The sequence below is a fragment of the Sphaerotilus sp. genome (assembly GCF_031429695.1).
GTDB lineage: Bacteria > Pseudomonadota > Gammaproteobacteria > Burkholderiales > Burkholderiaceae_C > Sphaerotilus.
Genome location: NZ_JANPAB010000063.1, coordinates 40,144 through 57,383 on the forward strand (window position 1 = coordinate 40,144; position 17,240 = coordinate 57,383).

Sequence of the window (17,240 nt, forward strand, 5' to 3'; positions counted from 1 at the left end):
AGGCGCCCATGTGCTCAGGCGTTCACCACAGGCGCCACCAGCGTGCCTTCTCGTCGTAGTCGCGGCCGATCCACTGGCTGCGTGGATAGTTGGTTTTCAGCACACGCTGGGCGTCGTCGCGCAGCGGCACGAGGCCAAGCTTGTCGTAGCTGGCGGCCATCAGGAACAGCGCCTCTTCGGCGGCCGGCACGCCGCGGAAATCCTGCAGCGCCTGCTGCGCACGGTTGGCCGCGGCCAGATAGGCGCCGCGCATGTAGTAGTAGCGCGCCACATGCACCTCGGAAGAGGCCAGTGCGTTGACGATGTACTTCATGCGCACCTTGGCGTCGGGTGCGTATTTGGACTCAGGGAAGCGATCGACGAGTTGCTTGAAGCTCTGATACGCGTCACGCGAGGCTTGCTGGTCGCGCTCCGAGAGATCCTGCTTGGCCAGATTGCCGAAGATGCCCAGATCGTCATTGAAGTTGATCAGGCCCTGCAGATAGTAGGCATAGTCGCCGGCGGGGCTGGTCGGGTGCAGCTTCAGGAAGCGTTCGACCACGGCCAGCGCGCGGGCCTTCTCCTGGTGCTTGTAGAGGAGATAGGCCTGTTCGAGCTGCGCCTGTTGCGACAGCAGGGTGCCGGCGGCGCGGCCTTCGATGCGCTCGTAGAGCTTGATCGCGCGGTCGTTTGCACCGTTGGAGGCCTCCTCCCGCGCCTCTTCGTACAATTTGGCAATGCTCTTGCCGTCATCGACGTTTTTGGGCTCCGACGCGCAGCCGCCCAGTTGACAGGCCAGGGCCACCCCGAGCACGAGGGAGGCGAGGCGCAGAGCCGGTGTCGGGCAGGGCTTGAACATGGTGGTCATGGGCCGGACCCGCGGGTCGGGCCAGATTGGATACAGAGCGTGAATTATATGAACGGGCCCCAGGGCCAGCATGAAGCTTCGGAAGTTGTCGAGGACATTGAGGAGGAGAGCCCAGAGGAAGGCGTTGCTGCATCGCCTGCCGAGATCGAATGCCGCCGGGCCGAGGTCGATCGGGCCTCGCACGGTCTGCGGCTGGACAAGTGGCTGGTGGGTCTGGCGCCCGAGTTTTCGCGCAGCCACCTGCAGCAGCTCATCGACGCCGGGCATGTCCGCAGTGCCGGGCAGGTGCTGACCAGCGCGTCGCGCAAGGTGGGCGCCGGGCAGATCATCGAGGTGGCGCTGCAGCCCACGGCACAGAGCAGCGCCTTCCGTGCCGAGCCGATCCCGCTGGACGTCGTGTTCGAGGACGCCACGTTGATGGTCGTCCACAAGCCGGCTGGGCTGGTCGTGCATCCGGCGGCGGGGCACTGGTCGGGCACGCTGCTCAACGGCTTGCTGGCGCACCACGCTGGCGCGGCGTCGCTGGCGCGGGCGGGCATTGTCCACCGGCTCGACAAGGACACCTCGGGCCTGATGGTTGTGGCCAAGACGCAACTGGCCCAGACGGCGCTGACCCGTGCGATTGCCGCGCACGAGGTGAAGCGCGAGTACCTGGCGCTGGTCCACGGGGTGGTCGATGGGGAGCCGTTCACCATCGAGGCGCCGATCGGGCGTGACCCGGTGTCCCGCATCAAGATGGCGGTCGTGACCAGTGGCAAACCGGCGCGCACTGACGTGGCCTGCCTCGCGGTGCGGGATTTCGGCCCGTCGCCGCAGGCCGGGCGCGTGAGTGCCGTGCGCTGCAAGCTGCACACCGGGCGGACGCACCAGATTCGCGTCCACCTGGCGCGGCGCGGGCATCCGCTGCTGGGGGACGGCGTGTACGGCGGCAAGCCTGCGCTGGGCGTGACGCGGCAGGCACTGCACGCCACGCACCTCGGACTGGCGCACCCGCTCACCGGCGAGTGGCTGTCGTTCGACCGGGCGTTGCCGGTGGACCTGGCGACGGCCTGGAAGCAGGTCACGCAGGGCTGAAAGGGCTTGGTTGTGCGGGCAGGGTGCATGGCAAGCCGTTCAACGCTACAATGTGGTCCAATCCATCAGGAACGCGCCCTGCGTCTGCGTCCTGCGAGCCCCGACCTTCACTTGGTCCGGGCAACCACCCCAAAACCCGACAGCGATCTTCCCCAGACGGGCTGCCCATGGCGGCGAGCCTGTCAGCTTCGCCCAGGTATCAGACCGAACCCATGAATACACGGGATGCCAAACGCGTCCTCGAAACCGCACTCATCTGTGCGCACCAGCCTTTGCCGGTCCGCGAACTCCGTCACCTGTTTGATGGTGCAGTGAGCGCGGACAGTGTGCGCATGTTGCTGGACGAACTGGCACTGGACTGGCAAGGGCGCGGCGTTGAGCTGGTGTGCGTGGCGAGTGGCTGGCGGTTCCAGAGTCGCCCTGAAATGCGTGTCCATCTGGACCGGTTGTATCCAGATAAACCCGCCCGCTATTCGCGCGCCACGATGGAGACCCTGTCCATTGTGGCCTACCGACAACCCGTCACCCGTGGTGACATTGAAGACATCCGTGGCGTGACGGTCAGCACGCAGATCGTCCGGCAGCTCGAAGAGCGTGGCTGGATCGAGGTCATCGGGCACCGCGAGGGCCCCGGGCGTCCGGCGCTGTACGCGACGACCCGACAATTTATGGACGATCTGGGCCTGAAATCCCTGGATCAATTGCCATCCCTGGAATCTCTCCCCGAGGCCTGAGGCCGAACGCATGAACGAACATCAAGACACCGCTGACCAGACTGGCGCCGACGCCGCTGCAGAGACTCCCGAAGCCCCGAAAAAGCGCCGTGCGCCCCGCAAGACGGCGCTGGCCGTCGTGGCGCCGGATACGGTGACGGCCGACGCCGCGCCGGTGGACGCTGCTGCACCGGTCGCCCTGAAGCCCCGCGCGCTGCGCAAGCCAGCGGTGGTCGCCGAGGTGATCGACGCCGTGGTGCAGTCGGGCGTGCAAGACGTCGCATCGGCACCGGTCGAGGCCACCGAGGCATCTGTGCCGGCCGCACGCCCCGCCCGTGCGCCGCGCAGCCGCAAGAAGGACGAGTCCGCAGCGCCTGCCACCGTGCAGGAAGCGGCTCCGGCCGACGCTGCCGCCCTGTCGGCCCCGGTCGCGGTACCTGTGGTCCACGCGATGGTGGAGCCAGTGGGTTCCATCGCGTCCTCGGAGGCCGCATCGGACACCGCCACGGCCTCCCCCGTGGGTGAAGAAGCCGGTGGGCACCGCCGCGAACGCGACCGCCAGCGCCGCAAGGAACGCCTTGGTCCGCGTGAAGACGGTACGGCTGCCGCCCCCGCCAGCGAGGAAGAATTCGAGGTCATCGTCGTCAGCGGCGGCGATGACGATCCCGTCGACGTCGGTACGCTGTTCGCTGAGGTGGTGTCGGGCGACTACGACGCCGAAGTGGCGCCAGACGCCGACGACGAACTGGTCGATCCGGGCAAGCGCGTGCTGCGCCCTGAGCCCGAGGCGCCCAAGTTGCACAAGGTGCTGGCCCAGGCCGGCATTGGCTCACGCCGCGAGATGGAGCAGCTGATCCAGGACGGGCAGGTTTCCGTCAATGGCGAGGCCGCCCACATCGGCATGCGCATTGCTCAGGGCGACCAGATCCGCATTGCCGGCCGCCCGATCAAGGTGCGCATCGCGCCGCCGCCGGCCCGCGTGCTGGCTTACCACAAGGAAGTCGGCGAGGTCGTCACGCACCACGATCCCGAAGGCCGACCGACCGTGTTCCGCCGCCTGCCCCGCCTGCACACCGGCAAGTGGTTGTCGGTGGGCCGGCTGGACATCAACACCGAAGGCCTGCTGCTGTTCACCAACTCGGGTGATCTGGCGAACCAGCTCATGCACCCGCGCTTCGGCGTCGAGCGCGAGTACGCGGTACGGGTACTCGGCTCGCTGGCGACCGAGCAGCGCGCCCGTCTGCTGGACGGCGTGGACATCGAGGGCCAGAAAGCCGCCTTCAAGTCCATCGAGGATGGCGGTGGTGAGGGCACCAACCGCTGGTACCGCGTCGTCATCACCGAAGGCCGCAACCGCGAAGTGCGCAAGCTCTTCGACAAGGTGGGCCTGGCGGTCAGCCGGTTGATCCGCATCCGCTATGGCACCGTGGTGCTGCCGCGTGGCCTCAAGCGTGGTGTGTGGGTCGAGCTGGACGACCAGGACGTGCGCACGATCCGCACACTGGCCAGCCCCGACCAGCCGCCGGCCCGCGTGGCGCCGAACGATGGCCCGCGGGGTGGCCGGCCGCAGAAGGGCCGCGGGCAGGACCGTCCGGAGCGTGGTGCCGAGCCGCGTGCCAACGACCGCGGCGGACGCGGTGGCGAGCCGCGCGCCGAGCGCGATCCGCAGGCGCCGCGTGGCAAGGGTGCGCAGCATGGCGGTGACCGCGGCCAGGACCGGGGGGATCGCCAGGGTGGGCGTCCGGGTGGTCAGGGTGGTGGTGCGCCGCAAGGCCAGCAGAACCGCCCGCCGCGTGGCCCGCGGCAGGATGGGCCGCCGCAGGGTGGTGGCTATGGCAACCAGGGCGGCAACCAGGGTGGTGGGCAGGGCGGAGGCCGTGCGCCGCGCAATGACGGCGACGATCCGTTGCACATCCCGAATCCGTTGGAGCAGACCTTCGACAAGCGTTTCGTGTCCGGCTCCAAGCGCATCACGACCGGCTTTGGCCGCCCGACCGAAGAGCCGACGCCGGGCAGTGGTGGCGGAAATCGCAAGGGTGAACCGCGCCAGCCGGACCCGATGGAGACCTCGGTGGGCTACATCGGCGCCGAGGCTTACTTCACCCGTCCGGGTGGTGGTAACAACAAGGGGCGCGGCGGCCGTCGGCGCTGAAAGCGCCACACACTTCACCGCTAGAATGCCGGGTTTTCCCCGGTTTCGACCCTGATTCGACCGATTCTGTCCACCCTATCCCACAAGGAACCCATTCCATGGCCATCGAACGCACCCTGTCCATCATCAAGCCCGACGCCGTCGCCAAGAACGTCATCGGCCAGATCTATGCCCGTTTCGAAGGCGCCGGCCTGAAGATCGCCGCTGCCAAGCTGGTGCAGCTGTCGCGTGCCGACGCTGAGGCGTTCTACGGCGTGCACAAGGCACGCCCGTTCTTCAACGATCTGGTGAACTTCATGATCTCCGGCCCGGTGATGATCCAGGCGCTGGAAGGCGAGAACGCCATCCTGAAGAACCGTGAGCTGATGGGTGCTACCGACCCGAAGAAGGCTGAAGCCGGCACCATCCGCGCTGACTTCGCTGATTCGATCGATGCCAACGCCGTTCACGGTTCCGACGCTGCCGAAACGGCCGCCGTTGAAATCGCGTTTTTCTTCCCCGGCATGAACGTTTATAGCCGCTGATCGGCGTCTGAACCCGCGCTGACGACATGACCACCGACGCTGCCCTCGACGCTGTCAACCTGCTCGACTTTGACCTCGACGGGCTGGCCGCGCATTGCGAGCGCCTGGGCGAGAAACGCTTTCGCGCCGTCCAGCTGTTTCGGTGGATACACCAGCGCGGTGCGCGCGACTTCGACCAGATGAGTGATCTGGCCAAGTCGCTGCGCGCCAAGCTTGCCAGCGGCTCGGTCATCCGTCCGCTGCCCATCCTTTCCGAGCACCGCTCCACCGACGGCACAGTCAAGTGGCTGTTCGACGTGGGCGCAGGGGATGCCGTCGAGAGCGTCTTCATCCCCGAAGAAGGTCGCGGCACGCTGTGCATCTCGTCGCAGGCCGGCTGCGCGGTGGGCTGCCGTTTCTGTTCTACCGGGCACCAAGGCTTTTCCCGCAACCTGAGCACCGGTGAAATCCTGGCGCAGCTCTGGTACGCCGAACACACGCTGCGCCGCGACCTGAACCGCCCCGTCGGCGAGCGCGTGATCACCAACGTCGTGATGATGGGCATGGGCGAGCCGCTGCAGAACTATGGCGCACTGGTGCCGTCGCTGCGCGTGATGCTCGATGACCATGGCTACGGCCTGTCGCGCCGGCGCGTGACGGTGTCGACCTCCGGTGTCGTGCCTTTCATGGACCGGCTGCGCGTCGATCTGCCGGTGGCGCTGGCCGTGTCGCTGCATGCACCCGAGGACACGCTGCGCAATGAACTCGTGCCGCTGAACCGCAAGTACCCGCTGGCCGAGTTGCTGTCGGCGTGCCTGCGCTACCTGGACACCGCGCCGCGCGACTTCATCACCTTCGAGTACTGCATGCTCGACGGCGTCAACGACAGCGACGAGCAGGCGCGGGCGCTGCTGGCGCTGGTCGGGCCGAAGGGGCCGGTCGGTCGGCTGCCGTGCAAGTTCAACCTGATTCCGTTCAATCCGTTCCCGGCGTCGGGGTTGAAGCGCTCGGACAACGCCCGTGTCCAGGCCTTCGCCAAGGTGCTGGTCGACGGCGGGCTTGTCACCACGGTGCGCAAGACCCGCGGGGATGACATTGACGCTGCCTGCGGGCAACTGGCCGGCGAAGTGCAGGACCGCACCCGTGCCCGCGAGCGCATGGTGCGTGTGCCGATCCGCGTGGTGCGTGCGGCGCCACCGGCGTTGCCGAGCTGACACCGTCAGGATGGCGATGACCCTGCTGCGTTGGTTCATGGGTGGTGTCGGCCAGCGCGGCGGGCACTTGCTTTCCGCCATGCTGGTCATGGTGTTGCTGACGACCGGCTGCGTATCCGGCCCGGCCCTGCCCGTGCCGATGGGCGAGGCCAGCCCGACCAGCGTCAGCGGGCCTCGCCCAACCGCTTCCTCTGGATCCATGGGAACGGCGTCGTCCACCGTGAATGCCGCTGGCCGGCGCGATCTGGTGACTTCCTCCGATGAACCCGAAACGGCCAAACGCGCCCGTATCCGCACCGAACTGGCGGCCGCCTATTTCGGTCAGGGGCAATACGTGACCGCGCTGGACGAGGTCAAGCGGGCGCTGTCGGTCGATCCGAACCATGTGTCGGCACTGAATCTGCGTGGGTTGATCTACGCCAACATGGGCGAGTTCGCGCTCGCGGAAGAGAGTTTTCGCGCTGCGCTGCGGGTGCAACCTGCCGATGCCGACACGCTGCACAATTTCGGCTGGTTCCTCTGTCAGCAGCGCCGCTACGCGATGGCGCGCCAGCAGTTCGAGGCGGCGATGGCCGTTCCCCAGTACCGCGAGGCCGCGCGCACGCTGCTTGCTGCGGGGATCTGCGAGGCCCGAGCGGGTGAATTGCCGACCGCCCAGATCATCCTGCAGCGCAGTTTTGACCAGGATCCCGGCAATCCGGCCACCGTGTTCAATCTGGCCGACGTGCTGAAGCGCCGTGGCGATCTCGAACGCGCGTTTCTCTACATCCAGCGGCTCAACCAGACACCGGAGCTGGTGAGCCCGGAGACGCTGTGGCTGGCAATCCGCATCCAGCATCGACGAAATCTGACCTCGTCCGTGGAAGAATTGGGGGCATCGCTGCGCACGCGATTCCCGAAATCACGCGAGGCAGCAGCCTACGACCAAGGACAGTTTGATGAGTGATGTGACAACGCCGCCTGCTGGCTCTTCAACGGCCGGCGCCATGCTGCGTGCCGCGCGCCAGGCACGTGGGCTGGAGATCGATGCATTGGCCCAAGTACTGAAGGTGCCTGAGCGCAAGCTGGCGGCGCTGGAGGCCGACCGCTACGACGAGCTGCCCGGGCTGTCCTTCGTGCGCAGTCTGGCGCAGTCCTATGCGCGTCAGGTCGGATTGGACACGGCCAGGGTGCTGGCCCTGCTGCCGAGCGCCGGTCCGCCGCCGCAGCAACAGCTCGAAAATGTGTCCCGTGGCCTGCAGACCCCGTACCGGGAGGGCGCCAGCAGCAACCCGTTCGGTCGCAGCGCAACGGGTCTGCCAGAGTGGCTGAAGCCGGGTTTTCTGGTGCCGGCGATCCTGCTGCTCGCGGCGCTGGCGTTCTGGTTTGCGCCGCCGATGCGCTCGATGTTCGGTGCGATGGGTTGGCCGGCGGCGGGTGCCGAATCGGCGGGCACGGCCTCGGTGTCCGAGGTGTCTGCGTCCCCCGCCAGTGCCGCCAGCGCGGTGAGTGCCGGGATGCTGGTGTCGGCGCCGACGGCGGTCGTGGTGCCTGTCGCGCCGGCGGCTTCGAGTCCTGTCGCTTCGCCGGTGTCCGAAACTGTGCACTCCGCGCCACCGGAACCCGCTCCCAACGAGGCCAGCGCGCCTCCGGCCGTGGGCGGCGCGGTGGTGCTGCGCACGACGGGCGAGTCCTGGATCGAGGTACGGGATGCGGGTGGTGCCGTGCTGCTGTCGCGCACCGTGCTGCCGGGTGAGGTGATCGGTCTGGATGGTGCCATGCCCATGCGCCTGAAGGCCGGCATCGCCAGCGTGACGCAGGTGACCGTGCGGGGTGAGCCCTTCAGTCTGACCCCATTCACCCGCGGCAACATCGCCACCGCCGTTCTGAAGTGAGTCCGACCATGAATGCTCCGATGCCCGTGCCGATGTCCGAACAACCGATTCCGCTGGGTGAGCCCGCCGCGCGCCGCAGCCTCCAGGCCCGTGTCGTCTGGGGCGACCGTGTCGTGACGGTCGGCGGGGATGCGCCCGTGCGCGTGCAATCGATGACCAACACCGACACGGTGGACGTGATCGGCACGGCGATCCAGGTCAAGGAACTCGCGCTGGCCGGCTCCGAGATGGTCCGCATCACCGTCAACACGCCCGAAGCCGCCGAGGCCGTGCCGCACATCCGCGATCAGCTCGACCGGATGCAGATCGACGTGCCGCTGATCGGCGACTTCCACTACAACGGCCACCGCCTGCTGACCGAATTCCCCGCGATGGCGCAGGCGCTGTCCAAGTACCGCATCAATCCGGGCAACGTCGGCAAGGGCGACAAGCGCGACCGCCAGTTCGGCATGATGGTCGAGGCGGCGATCCGCCACGACAAGCCCGTGCGCATCGGCGTGAACTGGGGCAGCCTGGACCAGGAACTGCTCGCCAGCCTGATGGATGTCAACGCCGGTCGCGCCCAGCCCTGGGAAGCGCGTCAGGTGATGTACGAGGCGCTGATCCAGTCGGCGCTCGACTCGGCGGCTTACGCGGTCGAACTCGGCATGCGGCGGGAGCAGGTGCTGATCAGCTGCAAGGTCAGCGGTGTGCAGGATCTGGTCGCCGTGTACCGCGAACTCTCGAAACGCTGTGACTATCCGTTGCACCTCGGCCTCACCGAAGCGGGCATGGGCACCAAGGGCACGGTGGCGTCGGCGACCGCGCTGGGCATCCTGCTGCAGCAAGGCATCGGTGACACGATCCGCGTGAGCCTGACCCCAGCACCGGGCGAGGCGCGCACGCAAGAGGTGACGGTGGCGCTGGAGATCCTGCAGTCGCTGGGGTTGCGTACCTTTGTGCCGAGCGTGACGGCATGCCCCGGTTGTGGCCGCACGACGAGCACCACGTTCCAGGAACTCACGCAGCAGATCGACCACTTCCTGCGCGCGCAGATGCCAGTCTGGCGTGCCAAATATCCGGGCGTCGAGACAATGAAGGTGGCCGTGATGGGCTGTATCGTCAACGGCCCTGGCGAGAGCAAGCACGCCGACATCGGCATCAGCCTGCCCGGCACGGGTGAGGCGCCCGCTGCGCCGGTCTACATCGACGGCGAGAAGGCCATGACGCTGCGCGGCGACGGCATCGCCAGCGAGTTCCAGGCCGTGGTCGAGCAGTACATCGAGCGCCGCTTCGGCCAGAAGATTTCCGTTTCCTGAATTCCCTGATGAGCGAAAAAATCCAGGCCGTCAAAGGCATGAACGACCTGCTGCCGCCGGATTCGGCGCGGTGGGAGTGGTTCGAAGACTGTGTGCGCGCGCTGATGAAGCGCTACGGCTACGCCAACATCCGCACCCCCATCGTCGAGCCGACGCCGTTGTTCGTGCGCGGCCTGGGCGAGGTCACCGACATCGTCGAGAAGGAGATGTACTCCTTTGAAGACAAGTTGAACGGCGATGCGCTGACGTTGCGGCCGGAAGGCACGGCGGGTGTCGTGCGCGCCGTGGTGCAGCACAACCTGCTGTACGAAGGCCCGAAGCGGCTGTTCTACATCGGCCCGATGTTCCGCCACGAGCGCCCGCAGAAGGGCCGCTACCGCCAGTTCCACCAGGTGGGTGTCGAGGCCTTGGGCTTCGCCGGCCCGGACGTGGACGCCGAGGTGATCCTGATGGCGCGCAGCTTGTGGCGCGACCTGGGCTTGACCGATGTACGGCTGGAGATCAACAGCCTCGGCCAGGCGGAGGAACGCAAGGCCCACCGTGTCGCCCTGATCGCCCACTTCGAGGCCCATGCCGCCCTGCTGGACGAGGAGGCGAAACGCCGCCTGCACAGCAACCCGCTGCGCATCCTCGACACCAAGAACCCGGCGATGCAGGCCGTCGTCGAGGCCGCGCCGAAGCTGATGGACTTCCTCGGCGAGGCCTCGCTGAAGCACTTCAATGCGGTGCGCGCGGTGCTGGACGCGGTCGGCCAGCCCTACCGGATCAACCCGCGCCTCGTGCGAGGCATGGACTACTACAACCTGACCGTGTTCGAGTGGGTCACCGACCGCCTCGGCGCACAGGGCACGGTCTGCGGCGGTGGACGCTATGACGGTCTGATCGAGCAGATCGGCGGCAAGCCGGCGCCGGCCGTGGGCTGGGGTCTGGGCATCGAGCGGGTACTGGCGCTGCTGGAAGACAGCGGTGTGGCGGTCCCGGTGCAGGTGCCCGACGCCTACGCCGTCGTGCCCGACGCGGCGGCGCTGGCCACGGCGATGGTCACGGCCGAAGCACTGCGTGAGCGGGGCCTGAAGGTCGTGCTGCACGCGGGCGGCAAGGACGGCCCGGGCAGCATGAAGTCCCAGTTCAAGAAGGCGGATGCCAGCGGTGCCCGTTATGCGTTGGTCTTCGGTGGCGACGAACTCGCGCAGGGCATGGTCGCCGTGAAGCCGCTGCGTGACGGGGGCCGCGCCCAGGCGCTGCGTCCGCTGGCCGATGTCTCCGCCTGGGCGGCCGAGATCGCCGACTGATCCGGCGTGGCACGACCGCGACCCGCATAATCCTTCCCTCCACGGTTACACCTCCGACACACGCGCATGGCATCCCATCTCGACCTCGAAGAACAGGAACAGCTCGACCAGATCAAGCATTTCTGGGCCAAGTTCGGCAACCTGATCACCTGGGTGCTGCTGATCGTGCTGACAGCCTATGCCGGCTGGAACGGCTGGCAGTACTGGCAACGTGACCAGGCCGCCAAGGCCGGTGGCATCTACGACGAGCTGGACCGCTCGGCGCAGGCTGGTGACGCCGAGCGGGTCACCAAGGTGTGGGCCGATCTGCAGAGCCGCTATCCCTCGACCGCCTTCGCGGAGCAGGGTGGTTTGCTCGCCGCAAAGGTGCAGTTCGACAAGGGCCAGGCCGACGCCGCCCGTGGCACGCTGGAATGGGTGGCCCTTAATGCCAAGGAAGACGAATACCGCGCGCTGGCCCGACTGCGGCTGGCCGGTGTGCATCTGGAGGCCAGGCGGTTCGACGAAGCCCTGAAGCTCGTCACCTCGGAGGTGCCCGAGTCGCTGACGGCGTTGGCCGCCGACCGCCGGGGCGACATCCTGCAAGCACAGGCCAAGCCGGCCGAGGCCGTGGCTGCCTACCAGCAGGCCTGGAAGGCGCTGGGCAAGGAGGTCGATTACCGTCGCCTGGTCGAGGCCAAGCTGGTTGCACTGGGTGCGGCGCCGCAGGAAGAGGGCGCTGCCTCGGGGGCTGCGCAATGACCCGGCTGCGCGTGCGCGGGCGCACTGCTGTCTGGCGTTGGCTGGCCGTGTCGGCGGCGCTGGTCCTGGGTGCCTGCTCGTCGGTCGAGAAGCCCAAACCCACGCCGCTGGAGCCGCTGTCGGCCAGGATTGCTGGCAAGCAGGTCTGGCGCGCGAGCATGGGCAAGCCGTTGCACGGCATGACCGTGGCCGTGCTCGGCGACCGATTCATGCTCGCCAGCGAGGATGGCCGCATCACGAGCCTGGACATCGGCACCGGCGCCGTCCGGTCGCAGGTGTCGGTTGGTGCCGCGCTTTCGGCTGGAGTGGGCAGCGATGGCCGACACGCGGCGGTGGTGACGCAGAACAACGAACTGGTGGTCATTGACGGTCAGCGCGAGATCTGGCGGACCCGTCTGAATTCGCGCGTGGTCACGGCGCCGCTGGTGGCGGGTGAGCGCGTGTTTGTCCAGGCGGTGGACCGCAGCGTGCTGGCCTTCGACGTATTCGATGGCCGCCGGCTATGGACCGTGGGCCGCTCGGGCGAGGCGCTGTCGCTGGCGCAGCCGGGCGTGCTGCTGGCCTACCGCAACACGCTGCTGGTCGGCATGGGGGCACGTCTGCTTGCCCTCGATCCGCTGACCGGTGCCGTGCGCGCGGACAGCACCTTTGCCTCCCCCCGCGGCACCAACGAGGTCGAGCGACTCGCCGATCTCGTCGGCCCCGCAGCGCGCAGCGGCGAAGTGGTCTGTGCGCGCGCCTTCCAGGTGGCGGTGACCTGTCTCAATGCCGAGCGCAACGCCGTGCTCTGGAGCCGTCCGCAAGGCGGTTTCGAGGGGCTGGCAATCGACCCGGAATTCGTCGCTGGTGCCGATGCCACCGACCGCATCAGCGTCTGGCGGCGTGCCAGCGGCGATGTGGCCTGGACCTCGGACCGCCTGCGCTACCGGGGTCTGACGGCGCCGTTGTCGGTCGGCTCGACCCTGGTGTTCGGCGACAGCGAGGGCTGGCTGCATGTGTTTTCGCACGACCGCGGCGAGCCGCTGCTGCGCTTGTCCACCGATGGCAGCGCGATCGTCGCGCCGCTGGTGCGGTCCGGACTGACGATGCTGGCGGTCACCCGGTCCGGCAACGTCTTCGCGTTCCGGCCGGAATGAGCCCGCCGTTGCTGTTCCTTCTCCCATAACAACCATTCAACCGCTACAGATCGGAACCGACCCATGAAACCCGTGATTGCCCTCGTCGGACGTCCCAACGTCGGCAAGTCCACGCTGTTCAATCGACTCACTGGACGCCGCGACGCGATCGTGGCCGACTACGCCGGACTGACCCGCGACCGCCATTACGGCGACGGCGCGCTCGCCGGCCATGAATTCATCGTCATCGACACCGGCGGCTTCGAGCCGGACTGCGTCACCGGCATCTTCCAGGAGATGGCCAAGCAAGCGCGCCAGGCGGTGGCCGAGGCGGATGCCGTGATCTTCGTCGTCGATGTCCGCGCCGGTCTGTCGGCGCAGGACCACGACATCGCCCGCTACCTGCGCACGACCGGCAAGCGCGTGCTGCTGGCCGCCAACAAGGCTGAGGGCATGAAGGACGGGCCGCAACTGGCCGAGTTTCACGAGCTGGGCATCGGCGAGCCGCTGGCGGTGTCGTCGGCGCACGGGCAGGGCATCCGCAGCCTGGTCGAACTGGCGCTGGAGGGCATCGCGCCCGAGGTCGAGGAAGACGACGGCGTGCCCGAAGAGCAGCGCCCGACGCGGCTGGCCGTGTGTGGACGCCCGAACGTGGGCAAATCGACACTGATCAACACTTGGCTGGGTGAAGAGCGTCTGGTGGCGTTTGACCTGCCCGGCACGACACGCGATGCGATCGAGGTGCCCTTCGAGCGCAATGGCCGAAAGTACCAGCTGATCGATACGGCCGGCCTGCGCCGCAAGGGCAAGGTGTTCGAGTCGATCGAGAAGTTCTCGGTGGTCAAGACGCTGCAGGCCATCGGTGACGCCAACGTCGTGCTGCTGCTGATCGATGCCACCGAAGGTGTGTCGGACCAGGACGCCCATATCGCCGGCTACGTGCTTGACGCGGGCCGGGCCGTGGTCATCGCGATCAACAAGTGGGACGCCATCGACGAGTACCAGCGCCAGACGCTTCAACGCTCGATCGAGCAGCGACTGGCCTTCCTCAAGTTCGCGCCCATCCTGCACATCTCCGCCAAGCGCCGACAGGGCCTGGGGCCGCTGTGGAGCGCCATCGACGAGTCCTGGGCCTCCGCCAAGCGCAAGCTGCCCACGCCGGTGCTGACGCGCCTGCTGCAGGAAGCGGTCGATTTTCAACAGCCCAAGCGGGCGGGAATTTCTCGCCCCAAACTGCGTTATGCCCACCAAGGTGGACAGAACCCGCCGTTGATCGTGATCCATGGCAATGCCGTGGAACACATCACCGACGTGTACAAACGCTATCTGGAGAGCCGTTTCCGCGAGCATTTCAAGCTCGTTGGCACTCCGTTGCGTATCGAGTTGCGCTCCTCGCGCAATCCCTTCACGGAAAAGGATTCCTGATCCGTCGGATCGTGGTCCCGGGCGTGTGATAACGTGCGGGCCTTCTTAGACTCCATTTCCAACACGGAGAATATCGTGAGCAACAAAGGGCAACTGCTGCAAGATCCCTTCCTCAACCTGCTGCGCAAGGAGCATGTTCCGGTGTCGATTTACCTCGTCAACGGCATCAAGCTGCAGGGCCACATCGAGTCTTTTGATCAGTATGTGGTTCTCCTGCGCAACACCGTCACCCAGATGGTCTACAAGCACGCGATTTCGACCGTCGTGCCGGGCCGACCGGTGAACTTCCACGCGGCAGAATCGCCGGAAGCCAGCTGACCGCCCGCAGCGGCCAGCCAGATGCGTCACCTCGAAGCACCTTGACTGCAACGGACTCTTCCCCTCTCCCACGCGCTGTTCTGGTCGGGGTCGATTTCGGCGTAACCGCGTCTTTCGATGCGACGCTGGATGAACTGGCCCTGCTGGCGCAGTCTGCCGGTGATGACCCGGTCGCCCGGATCATCTGCCGCCGTCGTGCCCCCGATGCCGCACTCTTCGTCGGTTCGGGCAAAGCCGATGAAATCAAGTTAGTCGTGGCTGAGCACGGCGCCCAGTGCGTGATCTTCGATCAGGCGCTGGGTCCGGCCCAGCAACGCAATCTTGAGAGGCACCTGGGCGTCGAGGTTCTCGACCGAACGGCGCTCATCCTCGAAATCTTTGCCGCCCGAGCGCGCAGCCATGAAGGCAAGCTTCAGGTCGAACTCGCGCGGCTGCAATACCTCTCCACCCGCCTTGTGCGCCGCTGGTCCCACCTGGAACGGCAGCGCGGTGGTGTCGGTCTGCGCGGCGGTCCGGGTGAAACACAGATCGAGCTGGACAAGCGCATGATCGTCGTGCGCATCAAGGCGGTGAAGGACCGGCTCGACAAGGTCAAGCGCCAGCGCGGCACCCAGCGCAAGGCGCGCGAACGCCAAGGCACTTTCCGCGTCTCGCTGGTCGGTTACACCAATGCGGGCAAGAGCACGCTCTTCAACACGCTGGTCAAGGCGCAGGCCTATGCTGCCGACCAGCTGTTCGCCACGCTCGACACGACGACGCGCCAGATGTACCTGGAAGAAGCGCAGCGCAGTGTGTCGCTGTCCGACACCGTGGGCTTCATCCGGGCGCTGCCGCACACGCTCGTCGATGCCTTCCAAGCCACATTGCAGGAAGCGATTGACGCGGACCTGCTGCTGCATGTGGTCGATGCGGCCAGCCCGTTCTGGCTGGAGCAGATCCGTGAAGTCGAGCGCGTGCTGCACGAGATCGGCGCGAGCGACGTGCCGCAGGTGCTGGTGTTCAACAAGTTGGACGCCATGGAGCCTGCACAGTTGCCGCGCGTGCTAGGTGATGTGTACGAGCTGGAGCCCGGGCGTGCGGTGCCGCGCTGGTTTGTCAGCGCCCGCTCGGGTGAAGGTCTGGTCGCGTTGCGCCAGGTCATCGCTGAAGCGGCGCTGAACCAGGAGCGACTGGCCGCGTCGGCGCGTCTGGATCCACGATTCGATCCCGACCGCAGCGATGTCGATCTTGTCGATGACGATGATGAGGTCGATGACACGACGCCAGAACGGGTCGAAACCCTGCTCACGCCGCCGGCGGTGTGATGCGTGTTGTAATTTCGGACATGAACAAAACGAATCCGATGGATGCTTACACGCCTGTTCGGGCCCCGTTGGGGGCCGTGGCTGGATCTGCGCTGAAGCTGATTTCCGGCGCCACCAGGGCCCTTGTGCAGCAGTTGCGCGGCGCCCGTGCTGCCCCGGCTGCCGCAGATGTCATGGCCAATTCCGGTCGCAACGACGGTCCACCGGATCTCGACGAACTCTGGCGCGATTTCAACCAGAAGCTCGGCGGCTTGTTTGGCGGCAAGACGCCCGCAGGGCGTGACGGCGGAGGCCCGCCTCCTTCCGGGCGCCCGGATCCGTCTTCTGATGGTCGGCTGTTCGGTCTGGGCGGCGGGTTGGTGCTGGGTGTAGCGGCCTTGTTGTGGTTCGGAAGCGGCTTCTTCATCGTGCAGGAGGGTCAGCAGGCCGTCATCCTGACGTTCGGCAAATTCAGCCGCACGGTGGATGCGGGCATCCAGTACCGTTGGCCAGGGCCGTTCCAGTCGCATGACACCGTCAATGTGACGCAGACCCGTTCGACCGAAGTGGGGCGCAACTCTGTCGTCCAGGCGACTGGTCTGCGTGACTCGTCGATGCTGACGCAGGACGAGAACATCGTCGATATCCGCTTCACGGTGCAATGGCGCCTGAAGCAGGCCAAGGACTTCCTGTTCGAGAATCGCAATGTCGAGGAAGCGGTTCAGCAGGCTGCCGAATCGGCCGTCCGCGAGATCGTCGGCCGCGGCACGATGGATTCTGTTCTCTACGAGCAGCGCGACGCGATTGCCGTGGACCTGGTCAAGTCGATCCAGGCGCAGCTCGACCGTCTCAAGGCAGGCATCCTGGTGGTCAACGTCAATGTTCAGAGCGTGCAGGCGCCTGAGCAGGTGCAGGCCGCGTTCGACGATGCCTTCAAGGCCGGTGCCGACCGCGAGCGCCTGAAGAACGAAGGCCAAGCCTACGCCAACGATATCATCCCGAAGGCCCGCGGCACCGCCGCCCGTCTGGCGGAAGAATCGGAAGGCTATCGCGCCCGGGTGGTGGCCCAGGCCGAGGGTGATGGCGAACGCTTTCGCAGTGTGCTAGCCGAGTACCAGAAGGCACCCGGCGTGACCCGCGACCGGATGTACATCGACACCATGTCCCAGCTGTACGCCAATGTCAGCAAGGTGCTGGTCGATTCCCGCAGTGGCAGCAATCTGCTGTACTTGCCGCTCGACAAGCTGGTCGCGCAGTCGGGGGCTTCATCGGCGACAGCGGCTTCGGCGGTACCGCTGGTGCCTTCAAGCACCGATGGCGCATCGGGCAGCAGCGTGGACGTGCGTTCACGCGATGGGCAACGCGGCCGCGACCGTGACGTGCGCTGAGCA

15 protein-coding genes and 1 pseudogene are annotated in these 17,240 nt (G+C 66.8%); 15 read left to right on the plus strand and 1 reads right to left on the minus strand.

Going from position 1 to position 17,240, the window contains the following annotated elements; all coding sequences use genetic code 11:
- Positions 1–22: 22 nt before the first annotated feature.
- Entirely contained in the window at positions 23–838 is an 816-nt protein-coding gene (locus RMP06_RS12545; RefSeq protein ID WP_310462161.1) for an outer membrane protein assembly factor BamD, read from the minus strand.
- Between the two features lie 57 nt (positions 839–895).
- Here RMP06_RS12545 and RMP06_RS12550 point away from each other — a divergent pair, with 57 nt between their 5' ends.
- From RMP06_RS12550 to hflK, 15 genes and pseudogenes are all read left to right on the plus strand, one after another.
- Entirely contained in the window at positions 896–1,921 is a 1,026-nt protein-coding gene (locus RMP06_RS12550; protein ID WP_310462118.1) for an RluA family pseudouridine synthase, read from the plus strand.
- 212 nt (positions 1,922–2,133) lie between these two features.
- Positions 2,134–2,640: pseudogene (gene scpB / locus RMP06_RS12555) on the plus strand (SMC-Scp complex subunit ScpB); the annotation flags it as partial.
- A 25-nt stretch (positions 2,641–2,665) separates the two neighbouring features.
- On the plus strand, positions 2,666–4,786 hold the full coding sequence (locus RMP06_RS12560) for a pseudouridine synthase (protein WP_310462120.1): 2,121 nt from the start codon (positions 2,666–2,668) through the stop codon (positions 4,784–4,786).
- 98 nt (positions 4,787–4,884) lie between these two features.
- On the plus strand, positions 4,885–5,310 hold the full coding sequence (gene ndk, locus RMP06_RS12565) for a nucleoside-diphosphate kinase (protein WP_310462121.1): 426 nt from the start codon (positions 4,885–4,887) through the stop codon (positions 5,308–5,310).
- 26 nt (positions 5,311–5,336) lie between these two features.
- Entirely contained in the window at positions 5,337–6,503 is a 1,167-nt protein-coding gene (gene rlmN / locus RMP06_RS12570; protein ID WP_310462122.1) for a dual-specificity RNA methyltransferase RlmN, read from the plus strand.
- A gap of 10 nt (positions 6,504–6,513) precedes the next feature.
- Entirely contained in the window at positions 6,514–7,449 is a 936-nt protein-coding gene (gene pilW, locus RMP06_RS12575; RefSeq protein WP_310462123.1) for a type IV pilus biogenesis/stability protein PilW, read from the plus strand.
- Positions 7,442–8,377, plus strand: coding sequence for a helix-turn-helix domain-containing protein (locus tag RMP06_RS12580; protein ID WP_310462124.1), 936 nt, complete (start codon positions 7,442–7,444; stop codon positions 8,375–8,377). The genes pilW and RMP06_RS12580 overlap by 8 nt, the downstream gene beginning before the upstream one ends.
- 8 nt (positions 8,378–8,385) lie before the next feature.
- Positions 8,386–9,675, plus strand: a complete 1,290-nt coding sequence (gene ispG, locus RMP06_RS12585) for a flavodoxin-dependent (E)-4-hydroxy-3-methylbut-2-enyl-diphosphate synthase (protein ID WP_409050163.1) — start codon at positions 8,386–8,388, stop codon at positions 9,673–9,675.
- A gap of 8 nt (positions 9,676–9,683) precedes the next feature.
- Entirely contained in the window at positions 9,684–10,967 is a 1,284-nt protein-coding gene (gene hisS, locus RMP06_RS12590) for a histidine--tRNA ligase (RefSeq protein ID WP_310462125.1), read from the plus strand.
- Between the two features lie 66 nt (positions 10,968–11,033).
- Positions 11,034–11,708, plus strand: a complete 675-nt coding sequence (locus RMP06_RS12595) for a YfgM family protein (protein WP_310462126.1) — start codon at positions 11,034–11,036, stop codon at positions 11,706–11,708.
- Positions 11,705–12,844 carry an outer membrane protein assembly factor BamB gene (locus tag RMP06_RS12600; protein WP_310462127.1) on the plus strand — a complete coding sequence of 380 codons (1,140 nt, stop codon included), beginning with the start codon at positions 11,705–11,707 and terminating at the stop codon, positions 12,842–12,844. Before RMP06_RS12595 ends, RMP06_RS12600 begins: the two co-directional genes overlap by 4 nt.
- 63 nt (positions 12,845–12,907) lie before the next feature.
- On the plus strand, positions 12,908–14,248 hold the full coding sequence (gene der / locus RMP06_RS12605; protein ID WP_310462128.1) for a ribosome biogenesis GTPase Der: 1,341 nt from the start codon (positions 12,908–12,910) through the stop codon (positions 14,246–14,248).
- Positions 14,249–14,323: 75 nt separating this feature from the next.
- Positions 14,324–14,566, plus strand: a complete 243-nt coding sequence (gene hfq / locus RMP06_RS12610) for an RNA chaperone Hfq (RefSeq protein ID WP_179635053.1) — start codon at positions 14,324–14,326, stop codon at positions 14,564–14,566.
- 41 nt (positions 14,567–14,607) lie between these two features.
- A complete protein-coding gene (hflX, locus tag RMP06_RS12615) occupies positions 14,608–15,870 on the plus strand; it encodes a GTPase HflX (RefSeq protein WP_310462129.1) in 1,263 nt (420 codons plus the stop codon).
- A 173-nt stretch (positions 15,871–16,043) separates the two neighbouring features.
- Entirely contained in the window at positions 16,044–17,237 is a 1,194-nt protein-coding gene (gene hflK / locus RMP06_RS12620; protein ID WP_409050166.1) for an FtsH protease activity modulator HflK, read from the plus strand.
- Positions 17,238–17,240: the final 3 nt, after the last annotated feature.